General features: G+C 45.9%; 19 protein-coding genes and 1 tRNA gene. 18 read left to right on the top strand and 2 right to left on the bottom strand.

Going from position 1 to position 18,658, the window contains the following annotated elements:
- Nucleotides 1-10 precede the first annotated feature (10 nt).
- Together I6E26_RS03570 and I6E26_RS03565 are read left to right on the top strand one after the other, a co-directional pair.
- Complete coding sequence (locus I6E26_RS03570; RefSeq protein WP_235320464.1) at nucleotides 11-1,768, top strand: GTPase; 1,758 nt, start codon at nucleotides 11-13, stop codon at nucleotides 1,766-1,768.
- A gap of 22 nt (nucleotides 1,769-1,790) precedes the next feature.
- Nucleotides 1,791-2,015, top strand: a complete 225-nt coding sequence (locus tag I6E26_RS03565; protein WP_235320463.1) for a hypothetical protein — start codon at nucleotides 1,791-1,793, stop codon at nucleotides 2,013-2,015.
- A gap of 57 nt (nucleotides 2,016-2,072) precedes the next feature.
- Here the strand turns inward: I6E26_RS03565 and I6E26_RS03560 are convergent.
- Nucleotides 2,073-2,146 (bottom strand) — tRNA-Gly (locus I6E26_RS03560).
- A 294-nt stretch (nucleotides 2,147-2,440) separates the two neighbouring features.
- Here I6E26_RS03560 and ilvB point away from each other — a divergent pair.
- The 3 genes from ilvB (at nucleotide 2,441) to rbr (ending at nucleotide 5,268) form a co-directional block, all read left to right on the top strand.
- Entirely contained in the window at nucleotides 2,441-4,132 is a 1,692-nt protein-coding gene (gene ilvB / locus I6E26_RS03555; protein WP_235320487.1) for a biosynthetic-type acetolactate synthase large subunit, read from the top strand.
- Nucleotides 4,129-4,629 carry an acetolactate synthase small subunit gene (gene ilvN / locus I6E26_RS03550; protein ID WP_235320462.1) on the top strand — a complete coding sequence of 167 codons (501 nt, stop codon included), beginning with the start codon at nucleotides 4,129-4,131 and terminating at the stop codon, nucleotides 4,627-4,629. The genes ilvB and ilvN overlap by 4 nt, the downstream gene beginning before the upstream one ends.
- Before the next feature lie 96 nt (nucleotides 4,630-4,725).
- On the top strand, nucleotides 4,726-5,268 hold the full coding sequence (rbr, locus tag I6E26_RS03545) for a rubrerythrin (protein ID WP_268824780.1): 543 nt from the start codon (nucleotides 4,726-4,728) through the stop codon (nucleotides 5,266-5,268).
- A gap of 54 nt (nucleotides 5,269-5,322) precedes the next feature.
- On the opposite strand, the gene I6E26_RS03540 is transcribed toward rbr, so the two are convergent.
- Nucleotides 5,323-5,784 carry a nitrous oxide-stimulated promoter family protein gene (locus tag I6E26_RS03540; protein ID WP_235320461.1) on the bottom strand — a complete coding sequence of 154 codons (462 nt, stop codon included), beginning with the start codon at nucleotides 5,782-5,784 and terminating at the stop codon, nucleotides 5,323-5,325.
- Nucleotides 5,785-6,029: 245 nt separating this feature from the next.
- On the opposite strand from I6E26_RS03540, the gene I6E26_RS03535 reads away from it, so the two are divergent.
- The 13 genes from I6E26_RS03535 to I6E26_RS03480 all read left to right on the top strand — a co-directional run bounded on the left by I6E26_RS03535 (nucleotide 6,030) and on the right by I6E26_RS03480 (nucleotide 18,645).
- Entirely contained in the window at nucleotides 6,030-7,190 is a 1,161-nt protein-coding gene (locus I6E26_RS03535; RefSeq protein WP_235320460.1) for a type III PLP-dependent enzyme, read from the top strand.
- Between the two features lie 119 nt (nucleotides 7,191-7,309).
- Nucleotides 7,310-8,494: a sensor histidine kinase gene (locus I6E26_RS03530; protein WP_235320459.1), complete on the top strand. Its 1,185-nt coding sequence runs from the start codon at nucleotides 7,310-7,312 to the stop codon at nucleotides 8,492-8,494.
- Nucleotides 8,494-10,080 (top strand): aminotransferase class I/II-fold pyridoxal phosphate-dependent enzyme, encoded by a 1,587-nt coding sequence (locus I6E26_RS03525; protein WP_235320458.1) that lies wholly within the window; start codon nucleotides 8,494-8,496, stop codon nucleotides 10,078-10,080. The genes I6E26_RS03530 and I6E26_RS03525 overlap by 1 nt, the downstream gene beginning before the upstream one ends.
- Before the next feature lie 42 nt (nucleotides 10,081-10,122).
- Nucleotides 10,123-10,812 (top strand): dTMP kinase, encoded by a 690-nt coding sequence (locus I6E26_RS03520; RefSeq protein ID WP_235320457.1) that lies wholly within the window; start codon nucleotides 10,123-10,125, stop codon nucleotides 10,810-10,812.
- Nucleotides 10,805-11,341, top strand: coding sequence for a ribonuclease M5 (gene rnmV, locus I6E26_RS03515; protein ID WP_235320456.1), 537 nt, complete (start codon nucleotides 10,805-10,807; stop codon nucleotides 11,339-11,341). Before I6E26_RS03520 ends, rnmV begins: the two co-directional genes overlap by 8 nt.
- 14 nt (nucleotides 11,342-11,355) lie before the next feature.
- The gene (gene rsmA, locus I6E26_RS03510) at nucleotides 11,356-12,222 is read left to right on the top strand and encodes a 16S rRNA (adenine(1518)-N(6)/adenine(1519)-N(6))-dimethyltransferase RsmA (protein WP_235320455.1); all 867 of its coding nucleotides are present in this window, start codon (nucleotides 11,356-11,358) and stop codon (nucleotides 12,220-12,222) included.
- A gap of 57 nt (nucleotides 12,223-12,279) precedes the next feature.
- Complete coding sequence (locus I6E26_RS03505; RefSeq protein ID WP_235320454.1) at nucleotides 12,280-12,543, top strand: TIGR03905 family TSCPD domain-containing protein; 264 nt, start codon at nucleotides 12,280-12,282, stop codon at nucleotides 12,541-12,543.
- A complete protein-coding gene (locus I6E26_RS03500; protein ID WP_235320453.1) occupies nucleotides 12,540-12,998 on the top strand; it encodes a PHP domain-containing protein in 459 nt (152 codons plus the stop codon). The genes I6E26_RS03505 and I6E26_RS03500 overlap by 4 nt, the downstream gene beginning before the upstream one ends.
- Before the next feature lie 532 nt (nucleotides 12,999-13,530).
- Nucleotides 13,531-14,700, top strand: coding sequence for an IS200/IS605 family element RNA-guided endonuclease TnpB (gene tnpB, locus I6E26_RS03495; protein ID WP_235320452.1), 1,170 nt, complete (start codon nucleotides 13,531-13,533; stop codon nucleotides 14,698-14,700).
- Between the two features lie 173 nt (nucleotides 14,701-14,873).
- Complete coding sequence (locus I6E26_RS03490) at nucleotides 14,874-15,131, top strand: hypothetical protein (RefSeq protein ID WP_235320451.1); 258 nt, start codon at nucleotides 14,874-14,876, stop codon at nucleotides 15,129-15,131.
- 236 nt (nucleotides 15,132-15,367) lie between these two features.
- A complete protein-coding gene (locus I6E26_RS11305) occupies nucleotides 15,368-15,577 on the top strand; it encodes a helix-turn-helix domain-containing protein (RefSeq protein ID WP_328227958.1) in 210 nt (69 codons plus the stop codon).
- Between the two features lie 185 nt (nucleotides 15,578-15,762).
- The gene (locus tag I6E26_RS03485; RefSeq protein ID WP_235320450.1) at nucleotides 15,763-16,935 is read left to right on the top strand and encodes a hypothetical protein; all 1,173 of its coding nucleotides are present in this window, start codon (nucleotides 15,763-15,765) and stop codon (nucleotides 16,933-16,935) included.
- Nucleotides 16,936-17,031: 96 nt separating this feature from the next.
- Nucleotides 17,032-18,645 (top strand): ATP-binding protein, encoded by a 1,614-nt coding sequence (locus I6E26_RS03480; RefSeq protein ID WP_235320449.1) that lies wholly within the window; start codon nucleotides 17,032-17,034, stop codon nucleotides 18,643-18,645.
- The last annotated feature ends 13 nt before the right edge of the window (nucleotides 18,646-18,658 follow it).

Here is an 18,658-nt window from a genome sequence, read left to right as displayed (position 1 = left end):
GGAATGGACTATGAGAGAATTGACGAACTATCAAAGCATCTTGCAGGAAAAGTCCGAGGTGGCAGAAGGATATTTCTGCAAATACCCGGATTTAGCCATTGATGAGGTAAAGCGGTATCGCGATATAAACAATACCAAGGTAAAGAGCACATTGCCGGAAATCATGGTCTATGGCATATTTAGTGCTGGCAAGAGCAGCATTATCAATGAGCTGATTGGCGATGATAAAGCACGGGTTTCTGAGATTCCAGAAACGGATAAAATAACCTACTATGATTGGCAAGGGTACAAATTGGCAGATACTCCTGGTGTCGATGCTCCTATAGAGCACGAGGAAATCACAAAGGAACATTTGAAAAAAGCCGATATTGTTCTGTTTGTCATGAGTAATGCAGGAGGCTATGAGCGTGAAACCAATTATAGCCGTATGAAAGATATTGCCGATGCTGGAAAGAAGATCATCATTGTTCTTAATGATAAAACTGGCGACTTGGGAAAACATGATGATACGCTGCAACTCATTAAGCAAAAAATCGATGCCAATATGCGCAAAACCGGCATAGCTAATATAGATGACAGATTCCATATTGAGATAGTGAACGCTGACAGGGCACGTAAAGGGAGGATAACCAATAAAACAGCTCTTGTCGAAATGAGCAATATCAACGGGCTGAAAAACATCATTCTGACGGAATTGAAAAAGACATCTTCCTTTGATGTACTTCGGCGGTCAATCGTCCAGATGGAAGAATGCTTGGAGAAATTTGCCGAGGAAGTAAAGGCACAGGAGAGCTCCGAACTGCTAGTAAAGATGAATCAAGTGCTGGAAAACTTTGGTATACAGAAGCGGAACATTCGGCAGCAGGTAAATACGTTTATCGACAGAAAGACGGACTTGCTGGCTCCCGAAATGGCAGAAGCTATTTGGTCTAATCGCGAAAACCAGGATAATATAAATAAGGTCGTAGGGGAAAAGTTAGCCAAGTTAAACCAAAGCGTGGAGGAGCATATCCAGCAACTCATCGAGGAAGCGACCGAGACGTTAGACATGGAGCTGAAGTCATTTGTGGAGGTCAAGATTGAAACCAGCAGTGTCGATGCCGATAGCTTAAAAAATATTTTAGCGAATTTAGAGCAGTTAAACAGCAGCTTGACAGGCGAGGCATCTGTCAATAAAGATTTGCTGACCGATACGGGCGATTTCGACATGAAGGAAATCATGGTCACGCCAGCAGTGGCAGAAATGGTGGGCAGTCTGTTGGTAGGCAGTGGAAAATCCGTAGTGTCAAGTCTGGCAAAAACGAGTATCGGCAAGGCGTTTGCCGGTACCACTATCGGTAAGATGTTAGGCTCGGCGACAAGTTCAGTCATGCCGATGCCGCCGATTCCTGGGCCAATCCCTCCAATAGTGATAATAGAAATCCTTAGAAAAATTATTAAATTTCTAGGTGACAACGATGATAATAAGCGTTTGGAAGAAGAAGCAAGGCAGCGAAACGAAGCAGCTAGACAACGTTTGGAAATGGAAAAACAGGCGCGGCAGGAAATTAATCAAAAATGCCTATATTGGGTAGATAATTTGGCTGATGAATTAAAATCTGCTGCAAACCAGGCCATTAAAGAAACGCTAAACACTTACGAAGAACCTTTTAGGAAGGAGCTTGAAAATCGTCGCGAGCAGGGTGCAGAGCGCATGAATGATGTGGCGGCACTGCGTTCCCTGTGTAATGAATACCATCAGCTGTTGGTAGAGTTAGGGGGGAATTAATAGCTTTTGAGGATGGTGCATTATGGCAAGATTCTTTCCCACAATTGACAAAAATTATCATAGCAGTGATGGGGAGGCAGATTTTGTCATCCTGCATCTGGTGCTGGGGATATTGTCTGTAGAGGTAAAGTCTGGCGGCGTTGCCTATCGTGAGGGGAACTGGATTCAAATCAACCGTTTTTCAGGGACGGAGAAAGTGATTGACCCCTTTCATGTCCAATCATTTGCAGGAACTGCGGGAAAATAGGGAGGGGAATTAAAGGCATAAAAAAAACGGTTGCTTATGCAACCGTTTAATGCTCTATGGAGCGGGCGAGGGGAATCGAACCCCCCTCTTTAGCTTGGGAAGCTGACGTTCTACCAATGAACTACGCCCGCAAATTGTGAAAACCAACAACACTTATATAATAGCACGATTTATATATAATTTCAAGAACAGGATTTTATTTTTCTAAAACCACCAGCAGGCGGCTTGTCCTCCTCGCTAGTCGGTTAGTGTTTTAAAAAAATAACCGCTGAGTTTGGGGTTCTGAGCGGTTTTTTTGTTGTAAATTTGTAAAGTTCGTATTGAAATACTATATTATATTGGAGTATAATAGAACGAAATATCCGATGCTTTCAACCTTTGTTGGTGGTGGGCGCGCTTTGGAAAGGGGAGAGATTTTCTTGTTAATGAATGGAGCACAGGCTGTACTGGAAAGCCTGAGACGGGAAAATGTAGAAGTAATATTTGGTTATCCGGGAGGAGCGGTTCTGGATCTTTATGATGCTCTGTACAAGGCAAAGTATCCTCATATCCTTACCCGCCACGAGCAGGGTGCTGTGCACGGAGCAGACGGTTATGCCAGAGCCACTGGCAAGGTAGGAGTCTGCTTTGCTACCTCTGGCCCTGGTGCTACCAATTTGATTACAGGTATTGCTACAGCCAATATGGATTCTATTCCAATGGTATGCTTTACTGGTCAGGTAGGCAATCCATACATTGGCAAGGACTCCTTTCAGGAAGCAGATATTGTAGGCATTACCACCCCTATTACCAAGCATAATTACTTAGTAAAAAAGGTGCAGGAGCTGCCAAGGGTTATCAAGGAAGCCTTCTTCATTGCCAGCACTGGTCGGCCAGGTCCTGTAGTTATTGATATTGCCAAGGATGTATTCACTGCAGAGCTGGATTATGAATATCCAGAAAAAGTACATCTGCCAGGCTATAGCGGAGATTTCACCGGAGATGAGGCTCAGGTGTCCGCTGTGGTGGAAGCTCTGGGCAAGGCCAAGCGTCCTTTGTTCTTTATCGGCGGCGGTGTGAATCTGTCCAATCAGACAGAGCTGTTTCGTCAGATTGTAGACCATACCCATATTCCTGTAGTCAGCTCTCTTATGGGCTTGGGCTGTGTGCCTTCTACCCAGGATGGATTTTTGGGCATGGTGGGTATGCATGGTTCCTATGCAGCTAATATGGCTGTTCAGGAATGTGATCTGCTGATTGGTGTAGGTGTCCGTTTCGATGACCGGGTTATTGGTAAGGTAGCAGCCTTTGCTCCTAAGGCCAAGGTGGTTCATTTTGATGTGGATAGAGCGGAAATTAACAAAAATGTGGTAGCAGATTATCCAGTAGTGGGAGATTTGCGCTGGTCCATGCCGATTTTTGCCCATTTGCTGCAAAGCTCTGGGGAGAATTATACGGCTCGTTTCAATATCTGGCGTAATTATGTTATTGAAATGAATGATCAGTATCCATTTGCTTATCAAAAGCATAGTGAATATATAATGCCACAGGAGCTGATTGAGACAGTTAGCCAACTGGTGGATGATAATACCATTGTGGTTACAGATGTTGGTCAGCATCAGATGTGGGCGGCACAGTTCTTTAACAGCCGTAAGCCTCGTCAGTTCCTGACCTCTGGAGGCTTGGGCACTATGGGCTACGGCCTGCCAGCGGCTCTGGGGGCAAAGCTGGGCCGGCCTGACAAAAAGGTGGTTCTCTTTACTGGTGATGGCAGTATTATGATGAACTGTCAGGAAATGTCCACTGCTGCTGACAATGATATTGATGTAAAAATTGTTTTGCTGCACAATAGAGTGCTGGGTATGGTTACTCAGTGGCAGAGAATGTTCTATGGCAAGCGCTATTCCCAGACCTTGCTGGGGGGCAAGACTGATTTTGTCAAGCTGGCTGAGGCTATGGGTATGAAGGCCTGCCGTATCAGCAAGCCAGAGGAGCTGCTGCCAGGTCTGAGAGCAGCCTTGGCTGCCGAGGGGCCTATGCTGATTGATGTAATGCTGCCTGCCAATGAGGATGTATTGCCAATGGTGGCACCAGGGGCTTGCATCAGTGATATGGTACTGGGAGGAGAAAAGGAATGAAAAAATACATTTTAGCAGTCCTTGTAGACAACAAGCCAGGTGTTCTGACCCATGTATCCGGACTTATCAGCCGTCGTGCCTTTAATATTGAGAGTATTTCCGCCGGTTATACAGAGGAGCGGGATGTTACCAGAATCAATATTGAGGTTTCCGTAGAGGATAATCGGGAGCTGGAGCAGGTGGTAAGCCAGCTGGGCAAGCTGATAGATGTTATCAAGATTGTCAATCTGGGCGAGGTTGATTCCATTGTGCGTGAGCTGGTACTGTTGAAGGTTAAGGCTCAAAAGGAAACCCTGTCAGATATTCGCAATATTGTAGATATTTTCCGGGGCAATATTGTAGATGTCAGCCCTGAAAATGTGGTTATCGAGCTTACAGGCTCCCGTAGCAAGATAGATGCAATCTGTGAAATGCTGGCTGAGTTCCAGATTATTGAGATTGCCAGAACTGGAGCTATTGCTCTGTCCAGAGGACCTATACCAGTAAAAAATATGTAAATTAAAATATTTTCTTGACTTTTTGCCATTAAATGATAAACTATTAGCAAAGGATAATTATTATCCATTGTGTATTTAGGTCGAGGAGGTAATATTATGGAATTGAAGGATTCAAAGACATTAGAAAATCTGAAGGCTGCTTTTGCTGGTGAGTCTCAGGCTCATACTAAGTATCAGTATTTTGCTTCTCAGGCTAAGAAGGACGGCTATGTGCAGATTCAGAATCTCTTTTTGGAGACTTCCAAGAACGAGAAGGAGCATGCCAAAATTTGGTACAAGCTGATTAATGATGGTGTAGGCTCCACTGAGGAAAATCTGAAGGCTGCTGCTAGCGGTGAGAACGAGGAGTGGACCTCCATGTATCCTGAGTTTGCCAAGACTGCCCGGGAGGAAGGTTTTGACAAGATTGCTCAGCTCTTTGAGGCTGTGGCTGCTATTGAGAAGGAACATGAGGAGCGTTACAAGATTCTGTTGGCCAATGTAGAGGCTGAGAAGGTTTTCAAGGCTGATGACACTGTTATCTGGCAGTGCTCCAACTGTGGCTATGTATGCACTGGCAAGGAGGCTCCAGAGGAGTGCCCTGTATGTGCTCATCCTAAGTCTTACTTCGTGGTTCTGGACGAAACCTACAAGAGATAATTTGAGATATACTAAAGGGGCTGTCGCAATGCGACAGCCCCTATTTTGGTGTAATTATTTCTTTTTGCTTTCATCCTTGGCTTTTGCCTTTTCCTCAGCATTTTTCTTCTTGGCAGCAGCCTTTTCGGAAGCTCGCTTTTCCTGCTCCCGCTTGGCGTAGTCCACACTAAAGCTGGCCATTTTGTGCTTAAGGCTCATCATAGGGTGTCTCAGCAGCATCCCCTTGCTGGAACTGGACATAATGGTCATAAATTCCTTGTTCTGCTTAGAGCCGAAGCACATAATCTCGCAACGGTCGCAGATTGGCTTGGTAATACCATATGGGCAGCGGTTAATCTTGGTCATAACGGTGGCCAGAAGGGCAGTACATTTTGGACAAAGCTTATCGCCGCTGGTGTTGTGATGCTTGTGGCAATATACACCGAAGGTCTTTTTAATATTGGTCTTTTCCTGAGGAATGGTATTTTTTACCTCAGGCTGTTTCTTTTTGGGTAAAAATCTGTCAAAAATGCTCATCTAACTTCTCCTTTTATGCGTCAGCATTATGCTGTGTTTATCTATCTATAAATTGTACTTTGAAATCTCTATAAATGCAAATTTTTTATTGCATTTATAGTTGGATAAGTCTATAATGCAAGTCATAGGTGTGCTAAAAAATACAAAGATGCAAAGACAGTGTACATTGAGGACGTATAGCACACCGCATTTGTACACTGCATAAGGAAGCCGCAAGGAACCTTATGAGAAGAATAGGAGTTGTTATGAAAAGCTTTCGTTTAACTGAAGAAGAAATGGAATATCTGGCAGACAGATATCCAACCCCATTTATGGTGGTGTCTCTGGATAGGGTAGAAAAAAATTATCGCTATCTCTGTGAGAAGTTACCTCGTGTCAAGGTATTTTACGCTATTAAGGCCAATTCAGAACCGGCGATTTTGCAGCGCATGGCTGCCCTTGGGTCGAATTTTGATGTGGCATCTATTGGGGAAATAAGGCTGCTGGCCTCTTTGGGAGTGCCAGGCAGTAGAATGATTTATGCTAACCCTGTGAAACCGGCCTGGGATATTGCTGAGGCGGCTAAGCTGGGGGTGGATAGATTTACCTTCGATGATGAAAGCGAAATAGAAAAAATGGCAGCAGCTGCTCCTGGTGCCCAGGTATTGGTGCGGGTACAGGTGGAGAATGATTCTGCGGTGATTAATCTGAACGAAAAATTTGGGGTGGTGCCTGACAAGGCATTGTCTCTTTTGCATAAGGCCAAGGAGGCTGGCTTGGTGCCAGCAGGTATTTGCTTCCATGTTGGCAGTCAGTCCTTGAAATCTGAAGCCTATGGCAGGGCTTTGACCTTGTGTCGGAGGCTCTTTGATGAGGCGGAGCAGCAGGGCATGAAGCTGACTGTGCTGGATATTGGCGGTGGTCTGCCTATTCCGGAGGCTGGACAGCCAGAGCCGGATTTGGATGCCATGACGGAGGAGATTCGCCGTCATCTGGACAGGCTGTTTCCAGAGGTGGAAATCTGGTCAGAGCCAGGCCGTTATATGTGTGGTACAGCGGTGAATCTGGTCACAAGGGTAATCGGCACCAAGGAGCGGAATGGCCAGCCTTGGTATGTGTTGGATGATGGTATGTATGGCAGCTACAATGGATTGGTTTTTGACCATTGGACCTACAAGCTGGAATTTTTCCAGCATGGTGTCAAGGTACCTTCGGTTTTTGTAGGGCCTAGTTGTGATTCCATTGATGTGGTGGCCAGGGATTATCCTGCTCCTGTCTTGCAGGTAGGTTCTTTGGTGCTTAGTCCGGAAATGGGAGCCTACAGCTCCTCGGCAGCCACCGGCTTTAATGGCTTCCAGCCAGCCAAAACCATTGTTTATGAGGATAATATAGGGGTAGCAGAAAATATCTCTGCTATGGCCCGCTGAATAATCTACAGGCTCTCTCATGGGGGCCTGTTTTTTGTGGAAAAAATATTTTGCTTAATTTCTTTTGATAATGTACAATAAAATGGATTGGGTAATTTTTTTATGCGGGAGAATAGGGCATGGCACTTTCAAATGACATAGATATGGATAAGCAGGGAGAAAAAATGCTTAGAGATGCCTTCCAAAATACTGTGGAGGCTATGGAAAACAGCAAGGGGCAGATTTACGAAATATACGAAAATACCAAAAGTGATGTGGAAGCTTCCACTGTAATGCTGAAGGAGCTGAAGGCGGAAACTCGCAAGCTGCAGGATGAGGTGGATATGCTGGTGCACTGTGAGCAACAGGAGAAACAGCGTTTGGTACAGGTTAGCAGTAATTTTGCTAATTATTCCGAGGACAAGATTCGGGAGAGCTATGAGGCTGTTAAGGATGTACAGGTAAGGCTGGCTCTGGCCAAGGAGAAGGAGTTTCAGTCCCGCCGTCAGCGGGATCGTCTGGAGCTGAGACTGCGGGGCATGGAGCAGACCTTGATGATGGCAGAGCGTTTGGCTACCAAGCTGGGTACAGTAGTTGGGTATCTTACCTCTCAGATTAGCAATGTGGTAGCCCAGATGGATGTGGCTTCCAAGAACAAATTCCTAGGGGTACAGATTATCAAGGCTCAGGAGGATGAGCGTCTCCGAGTCTCCAGAGAGATACATGATGGCCCAGCCCAGGAAATGGCTACCTTGGTTTATCAGGCTTCTATTTGTGAACGCTTGGTGGATACTCACCCAGAGGAGGCCAAGAAGGGCCTGCAGGAGCTGAGACGGCAGATTCGTCACTGTCTGGCAGATGTACGGCAGATTATTTTTGATATGCGGCCTATGTCCTTGGATGATTTGGGACTGGTGGCAGCCCTGCGGCAGCTTGTGGGCAAGCTGGCAGAGCGTAAAGGTCTGCAGGTGGATTTCAGTGTCAAGGGTAAGGAGTGTGTGCTGGAGAAGCACGTGGAGGTTACTCTCTTTAGAATCATTCAGGAGGCACTGGGTAATGTGCAACGCCACGCAGAGGTGGAGGAGTGCAATCTAAGGCTTTTGTTTACCAGAGGATGTCTGTCTATTCTGGTAGAGGATGCAGGCAAGGGCTTTGATGTGGAGCAAATGGAATATGCTAGAAAACGGGGCGATGGGGATGGTCATTTTGGCCTTTTGGGCATGGAGGAAAGAGTCAAGCTCATAGGAGCCTCCTTAAATGTTATTTCCAAGCCGGGAGAAGGCACCAAGGTACATATTAAGCTGCCTTGTCCGGTGGCGAGCTAATGAAAAAGAATAATAGACAGTTTACGGCACCGATTTCTAAGGCAATGGAAGCATATGCAGGGGACGGTGCCCTTGCTTTTCATACCCCCGGTCATAAGCAGGGCCTGGGGGCCCATCCTCTGTTAAAGAGACTGATTACAGAGGCAGGCCTGCGGCAGGAGGTTTCTCTTATGGAGGAGCTGGATGATTTACATGAGCCAGCAGGCTGTATCAAGGAGGCTCAGGAGCTGGCAGCAGAGCTGTGGGGCGCTAGGGAAAGCCTTTTTGTAATTAATGGCACCACTGGAGCTATTCAGGCGATGTTGGTGGGTACTCTGTCGCCGGGAGATACGGTGCTGGTGCCTAGGAATGTCCATCGTTCCATTATGGGGGGCATTATTCTGGCTGGGGCAGTGCCCATATACATTCAGCCAGAGATAGATACCCGCTTGGGTATTGCCATGGGACTAAGTGTGGCAACGGTTAAGCAGGCTATCAAGGAACATCCAGAGGCCAAGGCTCTTGTGGCTGTATATCCTACCTATTATGGTTTTTGCTGTGATTTACAGCGGATAGGAGAGCTGCTCCACGAAGCAAATATGCTGTTGCTGGTGGATGAGGCTCATGGTGCTCATTTACGCTTTGGCAAGGACTTGCCTAAGCAGGCTATAGAGCTGGGAGCTGATGTGGCGGCTCAGAGCACCCACAAGCTGTTAGGTTCCATGACTCAGACCTCTATGCTGCATATTGGCAGTAATAGGGTGGAGGCGGAGCGGATTCGGCAAGCAGCCAGTCTCCTGCAATCCACCAGCCCTAATCAACTGCTGTTGGCTTCTTTGGATATTGCTCGCTTGCAAATGGCTCAGGAAGGGGCACAGCGGGTAAATAGAGCTGTGGAGCTGGCTCAGTGGCTAAGAAAAAAAATCAATGAAATTCCGGGGCTGTACTGTCCTGGCAAGGAAATCTGGGCAGGTCAGAAAGCTGGTTCGCTGGTGGCTGGCGATGAGGACTTAGCAGATGTAGGGGCGGTGGCTTTAGATTGGGCCAAGGTAACGGTTAATCTGGCAGGGCTGGATATTTCCGGTCAGGAGGCAGAGCTGTTGCTGCGGCATCAGTGGAAGGTGCAGTGCGAGCTGTCAGATCCTGAGAATCTGCTTTTTATTATTTCCATGGCAGATACCCAGAGAGAGGCAGATAGATTGCTGCAGGTATTGCAGGAGCTGGCGGCTAAGCATCAGCGGACAATGGCAACAAAGACAGCCAATAAAGATGATTCTGGTATTGCGGAAGAGCAGGGGTGCCGGGGGGCGGATAATATCTGCCATATGGCTGATATGCCTGTGGCGGTTCAACGTATGAATCCTAGGGAAGCTTTTTTTGCTCCTATTAGGACTGTGGCGCTGGAAAAGGCCATTGGCTGTATTTGCGGGGAAACCATTGCCTTCTATCCTCCCGGGATTCCGGTTTTGTGTCCCGGAGAGGAGATTACAGAGGCCTTGGTGGAATACATTCGATTTTATCAGGCCCAGGGTATGCGCTTGTCTGGGGCTGTCGATAGCAGGCTGGAAACTATCAGAGTGTGTCAGAAGGCTGGCATACAGGATTGATTAGATTGTAAAAAGGATATGCCAAGGAGTGAACATATATATATGAGCAAGGGAAAGCTGATTACCATAGAGGCAGGAGATGGCTCTGGCAAGGCTACCCAGACCAAGGCCTTGTATGATAGGCTGTTGGCTGAGGGCTACCAGGTTCTAAAGGTGGAATATCCTGATTATCAATCTGAATCCTCCGCCTTGGTGCGAATGTATCTAGGTGGAGAATTTGGTCAGCAGGCAGAAAATGTCAGTGCCTATGGGGCATCTAGCTTTTTTGCGGTGGATCGCTATGCTTCCTATCTTTTGAAGTGGCGCCAGGCCTATGAATCTGGCTGGATTATTTTGGCGGATAGATATACTACCTCCAATATGGTACATCAGGCGGTGAAGCTGAAGGATCCTGCAGAGCGGGAGGAATTTTTGACCTGGCTGTGGGATTTTGAATTTGGCAGATTGCAGCTGCCGGTGCCAGATATGGTTATTTATCTGGATATGCCGCCGGAGATTAGCGATAGGCTGATTAATAGCCGGGCGGCCAAGGACAGCAGCCGAAAAAAGGACATTCATGAGAAGGATACCAGCTATCTCCATCATTGCCATAGGGCTTATAATGAGGTGGCTGAAAAATATGGCTGGGTTAAGATTAGCTGTGCCCAGCAGGGAAATTTGCGAACAGTGCAGGATATTCACGAGGATGTATATCAGGCGGTTAAGGAAATATTGAGGGACGAAAATGATTAAGGAAGTTTTAGTTGTTGAAGGAAAAATGGATGTAGTGGCCATAGACAAGGCTGTGGAGGCAGATTGCATTATTACAGAGGGGTTTAATCTCAAACCTCAGGCATTGGATTCCATTGCCAAGGCCTACCAGAAGCGGGGCATTATCATTATGACAGATCCAGATTCAGCAGGAGAGAGGATTCGTCGTTTTCTAACCAAGAGATTTCCGGAGGCCAAGCACGCCTTTATTCCCAAGGAAGATGCTACAGCCAATAATGATATAGGAATTGAGCAGGCTTCCCCCGAGGCCATTCGCACTGCCTTGGCCAAGGTAAGAACTATGGATTGGGAGCCAACCAACAATTTTACTGGAGCGGATTTGCTCAGGGCAGGGATTAGCGGTTCCCCAGCAGCCAGCGAGAAACGGGCCAAGCTGGGAGCTGTGCTGGGAATTGGCTATGCCAACGCAAAGACCTTTTTGCAGCGGTTGAATCACTACGGTATTACTCGTCAGGAGTTTCAGCAGGCTGTGGCAGAGCTGGAGAAATAAAGGAGTAGAGATATATGACAGATACTATAAAAACCACCCATCCGGTAATCGCCAATCCCCAGGTTACCAGGCATATTATGAAGGCCTTTAACCTGAGAGCGGCCAAGAAGCTGGGACAGAATTTCCTGGTGGATGCAGGTATTGTTCAGGGAATTGTGGATGCAGCCGGGGCAGGGCCGGAGGATAATATCTTGGAGATTGGGCCAGGTATTGGTACTTTGACTCAGGGACTGGCAGAATCTGGCGCCAAGGTAACTGCAGTGGAGCTGGACAAGAAGCTGCCAGCAGTGTTGGCCCACACGCTGGAAGGCTATGATAATGTTACCATTGTGCCGGGAGATATTCTCAAAGTGAATATTCCTGAGCTGATGGGGAACAAACCCTTTAAGGTGGCAGCCAATCTGCCTTACTATATTACCACTCCGATTTTGATGGCTTTGCTGGAACAGCATTTGCCAATTTCCATTCTGGTTACTATGGTGCAAAAGGAAGTGGCCTTGAGAATGATTGCCCAGCCAGGCAGCAAGATTTATGGTGCTCTGTCTGTGGCAGTACAGTATTATACCAGGCCTCATATTGCCTTTGATGTGCCGCCTCGTTCCTTTATACCAGCCCCAGAGGTGGATTCCGTGGTTATTGTCTGTGATGTGCGGGAGAAGCCAGCGGTGGAGGTAAAGAGTGAGAAAATGTTCTTCCGAGTGGTTAAGGCGGCCTTTGGCCAGCGGCGGAAAACTATAGCCAATGCCTTGAAGGGAGCAGGCTTTCAGCAAGAGGATATTAAGGCGGCTTTTGACAAATGTGGTTTGGACAGCGGTCGTCGAGGAGAAACCTTCTCCTTGGAGGAATTTGGGATTTTGGCAGATGCCTTTGTCCAGAAATAAGGGCTTTGGCAGATGCAGATAAATTTGGTAGATAATTCGTTAAAAGGAGAGATTCACATGGCAAAGGTGGAGTATGCACCTCAGGGTGTGTGTGCCCGTTTGATGAAATTTGAGGTAGAAGATGGCAAGCTGCACAATCTTAGAGTGCTAGGTGGCTGTAACGGCAATTTGCAGGGTATCGGCAAGCTGACTGAGGGCATGGAGCTGCAGGAGATTGTGAGCAGGCTGGAGGGGATTCGCTGTGGTGCCAAGGCTACCTCCTGTCCGGATCAGCTGGCCAAGGCTTTGAAGCAGTATCTGGAGGAGGCTGGGGAGCAATGATCTTCGACAATCATGCCCATACAGAGTTTTCTTCTGATTCCCAGATGACCTTGCAGGAGGCCATAGAAGCCAGGGAGAAGTTAGGGATAGGTCTGACTCTGACAGAGCATTTTGATTATGACTATGTTAATACCAAAAACTATAAGGATATGGATTTCAGATTTGGGCCTAGTGAATATTGGCAGCAGTATGGCAGTCAGCGGGGCGGGAATCTGCAGCTAGGAGTAGAGGTAGGTATTACTGATACCTGCTTGAAGGCCAATCAGGAATTTGTGGCTCAGGCTCCCTTTGATTTGGTCATAGGCTCCATACATATCATTGATTTAATGGATTTGTATTATGAGGATTTTTATCAGGGCAAATCCAAGGAAGAGGCCTATGGAATCTATTTGCGGGTAATGGCTCGGGAGCTGGCAAGACATTCCTATGTTGATGTGCTGGGGCACATTGATTAAATGGGAGCCGCATACTCGTGACTTTAGTCGTGAGTTAGGCGACCAAGCTAGTCAGCGCATATAGAAATATGTGCGTAGAGATAGATGCTCAAAATCTATCCAATACTACTCGAACTGCTGGAAACTCCTAAAGATAGCAGAACTACAACGCAAGGATGAAACAAGCCTAGACGTGAATGTGGCGAAAGCGGAAAAAATCTGCTATATGGCATAAGGTTAAAGCCTAAGTGCTAAAGAATGGACAATCAGCAACTAAGCTCCGAATAGGAGAAAGCTCAACGACTATTCCTCCTGAGGGAAGTACCGCCAAGTGGCGGGAAGTGGGTAGACCGTAACAGGCAAGGCTGACGGACAAGATATAGTCTGTGCTTGCGTGAAAATGCAAGAAGTTCATAAGAGAACTGCCGAGAGGGTAGCGGCTTTCGGTGAACGACAATCTCCCAAATACGACTAAAATAGAATCCTATGATTCTTACATATGTTATTGCCAAATCCATGAAAATCACGGATTGAAATTGAATCTACCGATTGTATGTGCTATAATTATAGACATAGAGTCTGTGTTGCATTCAAGGACAGAAAAGAAGTGATTGACATGGAAAAGGCATTTAAATTTAGAATATATCCGAATAAGACTCAACAGGTTTTATTGCAAAAGACCTTTGGTTGCACTAGATACATCTATAATTATTTTCTTGCTAAGAGGATTGAGCTGTACAAGCAGGATAAATCCAGTATGTCATACAATCAATGCTCCAAGGAGCTTACAGTCCTAAAGCAGGAACTTACATGGCTAAAAGAACCTGACAAGGATGCCTTGCAAAAGTCCTTAAAGGATTTGGATGTAGCGTACAAGAATTTTTTTGCTCGCCCCGAAGCTGGCTTTCCAAAGTTTAAGAGCAAGCACGATAGGCACAAGTCCTATCGCACAAGCTACACGAATGGAAATATCAAGTTCTTGGTGAAGAAGATTCAGCTTCCCAAGCTGGGCAAGGTCAAGATAAAGGACAAGCGAACGCACCTTGAAGGCAGGATTCTCAATGCGACAGTTTCGCGAGAGCCAGATGGCAAATATTATGTTTCCATCTGTTGTACTGATGTCCCCATGGTAGCCTTAGAGACAGTAAATCACAATGTCGGCATAGACCTAGGACTGAAGGAGTTTGCCATAGCCTCTGACGGCACGAAGTATGCAAATCCTAAATATTTGGCTAAATACTTGAAACGGTTAAAGTTTTTGCAAAAGAGCCTGTCCCGAAAAACAAAGGGCAGCTCAAACAGGAACAAGGCTAGAATCAAGGTAGCAAGATTGTATGCAAAGATTACCAATCAGAGAAGGGATTTTTTGCAGAAGCTGTCTACAGAGCTGATAAGAAACAATGATATGATATGCCTTGAAGATTTGCAGGTCAAGAATATGGTCAAGAACCATAAGCTGGCACAGGCGATTTCGGATGTTTCATGGTCTGAGTTTGTCAGGATGCTTAGCTACAAGGCAGAATGGTATGGGAGGAAGATTGTCAAAATAGACAAGTTCTTTCCATCAAGCCAAATTTGTAACTGTTGTGGTCATAAACATTCTGAAACCAAGGATTTGTCAGTGCGAAAATGGGCTTGTCCGCAATGCGGAACTGTCCATGATAGGGATGTAAATGCAGCTATAAATATTCTAAATGAAGGACTCCGAATAGTTGGATTATAACATATACAAGAACCGTAGGAACTACGGGGATAGCCCAGTGTATCTGAATCCTAATGGATTCTTGGCTGGGAACCCCGCGACTTTAGTCGTGGGAGGTTCAGTATATCTGCCGTTATGCTCCTTATGAGGACAAGAATATCATCTATGGTCAATTCCATGAGGAAGTGGATGCTGTGCTGAGAACAGCCTTGGAAACTGATACGATTATGGAATTGAATACCCGCCGTCTGGGGGACAAGGAGGCAGCGGAGAAGCTGCTGCCTATCTATCAGCGTTATTATGCTCTGGGAGGACGGTATGTATCTCTTGGCTCTGATGCTCATACAGCTCAGAATATCGGCATGAATTTCCAAATAGCCTTGGAGCTGGCAGAGACTGCTAAACTGCAGCCTGTTACCTTTACCCAGCGCAAAATGCAGCTTTGCAAATAAGGGCAATAAAAAAACAGCGGGGATTGCCTCAATGTTATTAAGTTAAGCCCAAATCGTCAAATTAGTCCCCTCTTCATTTTTGGAGGGGGCTTTTTTGTTGTATGTATGCAGAGGACATTCAACGAGGAAAGCAAAAGCCATTTAGGCACAGCGACTTGATGAAGGCGTGATTGACACTATAAATCCCAGAGTTTATAATTGAAACATAAATATTTAGGATTAAAAGGAGTACCATTATGACAATCTCCGAACAGATAAAGATTCTGTGCGTCAGGAACAACATAAGCGTATCTGAGCTGGCACGGCGTCTCGGGACATCACCACAGAATTTCAACGGGAAAATGCAGAGAGAGTCCTTCTCGGTTGTTGACATGGAGCGTATTGCTAAGGTCACGGGGACAACATTCCGAAGAGAGTTTGTTTTAAGTAATGGAGAAACTATATGACGGAATATGGAGAATACCACTCGAACCATGATGTCATCGCCCTGCTCTCTGTGCAGAGGGGCTGGGCATCAGGCTGAAGAAGGCGGTACTGAATGTGGTCATTGGTCAGGATTCCGAGCCTGCCTGAGTAAGGCCATGAAAGTCAGAGTATCGCGATTTCTCAGAAGTCAAAGGAGGGTGCCTTTATGGATGGCATAATGGATACGCTTGAGCAAGCTACCAAGAAATTACACGGTAAAAGGTATCAGTCACATAAATTCTGCTATGATACGGCAAACAACTCCGTCATAGAGTATGACGCCGACCAAGAGGTGAACTGGAAAGAGTACGGGGAAACTGAACATTTCACTAAGCCCAGAGACCTGACTGCCACCAAACAGAAATTGGCAGGTCAGGAATCATGGTTCAAATATTTTCTGGACGGGTCGAGACATACCTACAAAGTCGATGATATGTCTTTGGGGAAGAATGTATATCCCATACTGGCTGGACAGGTGGGAATTAGTTGCTGCCGTCGTGACGGAAAGAAGATGCAGCAGGAGTTCTTTGACCGCAAACTGGTTATGTCCGTCCCTAATAGTGCATTGCCATCTGAATTCGATAAGATTGATGACGCTCTCAAGCTGAGGGACAAAATAAACAAAAGCGAAAAATTGGTCGTAGCACGAAAGAAATTCAAAAACGAAAATTTATCCATAGACGATATAATCCCCTATAATCTCGACTTGGACGCCAAGTATGAGAGCAAGGGTATCGCAAAAATCCAAGATTACATGATAGAGCAGGAAAAGAACGCCGTTATCAGTCTGGTCAAAGCGAACAAGGTCAAAGCAGGAGCATATCTCATAAAGGATGGCTCTCTGGAATATAAGGCTGTTGAAAATCACAGCATGAACCTGTCCGAAGCTAAGATGAAGCATTATTACCAATATGTAATAGGCGTCTCGAAATCATTCAACCCGACCAAGTGCTATGTAAAGGGTGGCGGCACTAATTCAAGCATAATAGCTGGATTACGGAAAAATGAGCGTACTCCAGCATATTGCTATGAATCAAAGATTTCGGGTGAAGGCGTCTCGTTTTGTGTATGGTACTTGCGAATAAGGGACAGTAAATACACGCACAATGTTTTTGATGGGATTATCAAAATCGAAAAACTCATACAGGAGAATGAGGTCAAGCATGGGGTGAGCACCGACCTGATTGATATGCTGTCAGCTTTCTTGCTGAAGGAAGCCAATCCTGTATGCTATGGAAATGACAGTCGATGGGCAAACCACTTATACCCCATATATGTAACAGAAACCTATGCTAAGAGCAAATATATGAGCAACGGCTTATTTTTAAGCCTGTTTTAAGGAGTGTTGGAAATGCCAGAATCAATCGGAAAAGTCATAGCGACAGAGAAAGTTCCTACGACTATTGATACTTTCTATTTTTGGACGCAACCAGAGATGATACTGCATCCCTTTGATGTGGTCAAGGTAGACCACTTGAACAATAGTACCACCTTTGGTGTTGTCGAAGAAATATCCCATATTACGGATTCTGCGAGTTTCCTGTCCAGCTTTATCTCCAACGATTTCGGGGACGCTGAAATAGAAGATACTACCTTCAGGATTGGCATGAACTGCGTGAAAGCAAAGGTTGTAGGAAATACAAAGCATATTGATTCTCCAGTATTGAGCAACACCAAGGTATATCTGGCCTCCAGAGAGGAAGTAGAAAAGGCACTGGGACTGGATAATATAAAGAACCCCGTATGCTGCGGTTTCCTTGAAATGTACGAGGACGCTGGGGAAAAGATAACCATGCCTGTAAATATCAATTCCGATTTCCTGATTGGCCCAGAGGGAGCACATCTTAATATTTCGGGTATTTCTGGCTTGGCAGCCAAGACTTCTTATGCTATGTTCCTGTTGAAGTCCATACAGGACAAGTATATAAAGCAGGCCGAAGAACAAGCCGAAAATGAATACGATGATGGCGTTGCCTTTGTCGTCTTCAATGTCAAAGGCAAGGATTTGCTGGCTATAGACGAGATGAATGATTTCGAGAACAAGGACGACAAAAGGAAAGCTGTCTTGAAGGAGTATGAGGACTTGGGGCTGACCACCAAACCATTCCAGAACGTGACCTACCTGTACCCCGCTTCCAATAACAAAACCAAGAACAGCCATGTGGATAAAGACCTGTTCAGCAAGCAGAAATCGAAGAATAAAGCCTTTGAGTACAAATTCGACTTCGAGAAGGACAAACAGAATCTTGATTTGATGTTCGCCAATATTGATGACCCGAATCAGACGATGGACGCCATCATCAACTACATTGTCAGTGGTCAGGGGAAATTCGGCAGCATCACGGAATGGAACCGCTTCATTGCGGTTATTGAGGAGATGGGAAAGGCTGGCAACGTCAGCAAAGACAAGGAGATTCCTGTGATGAGCTGGCGTAAGTTTGCCCGCATGATAAAGAAGTCCATCTCCCATAACTGCTTGTTTGGTGCTGTACACGAAGACGATAACGAGGTTCGTATAGCTGACAAAATCCAGAAAATCAAGGCGAACGATGTATATGTCGTAGACATGGCAAAGCTCGACTCCAATATGCAGGCTTTTGTTTTCGGTAACACGGTTCGGGAGATAATGGACTACCAGTTGGGAGAAAAAACAGATGTTTTTGAAGATGGACGTAAGCCCCCGTCTAGAATCATTATCTTCATAGACGAGTTGAATAAGTACGCTTCTACGGAGACCCCTAAGAACTCCCCGATTATCCGTCAAATTTTGGATATAGCTGAGCGTGGTCGCTCCTTGGGTGTGGTTCTGTTCGGAGCAGAACAGTTTATGAGTGCTATCCATACAAGGGTAACAGGCAACTGTGCCGCATTTGCTTATGGACGCACCAATGCCATCGAAGTATCGAAGACGAACTATAAATATATTCCCAAGGTTTATCAGAGCATGATGACAAGGCTTAAACCAGGCGAATATATAGTGCAGAGCTTCAGCTTCAACTCGTTGCTGCATATAAAGTTCCCCTTACCGATTTATAGACAATTTAAGTAACAGGATGTGTGAG

The organism is Anaerovibrio lipolyticus (assembly GCF_021531495.1).
Lineage (GTDB): Bacteria > Bacillota > Negativicutes > Selenomonadales > Selenomonadaceae > Anaerovibrio.
Note: the sequence above shows the minus strand (reverse complement) of the source record. Positions and strands in the feature narration are given on the sequence as shown.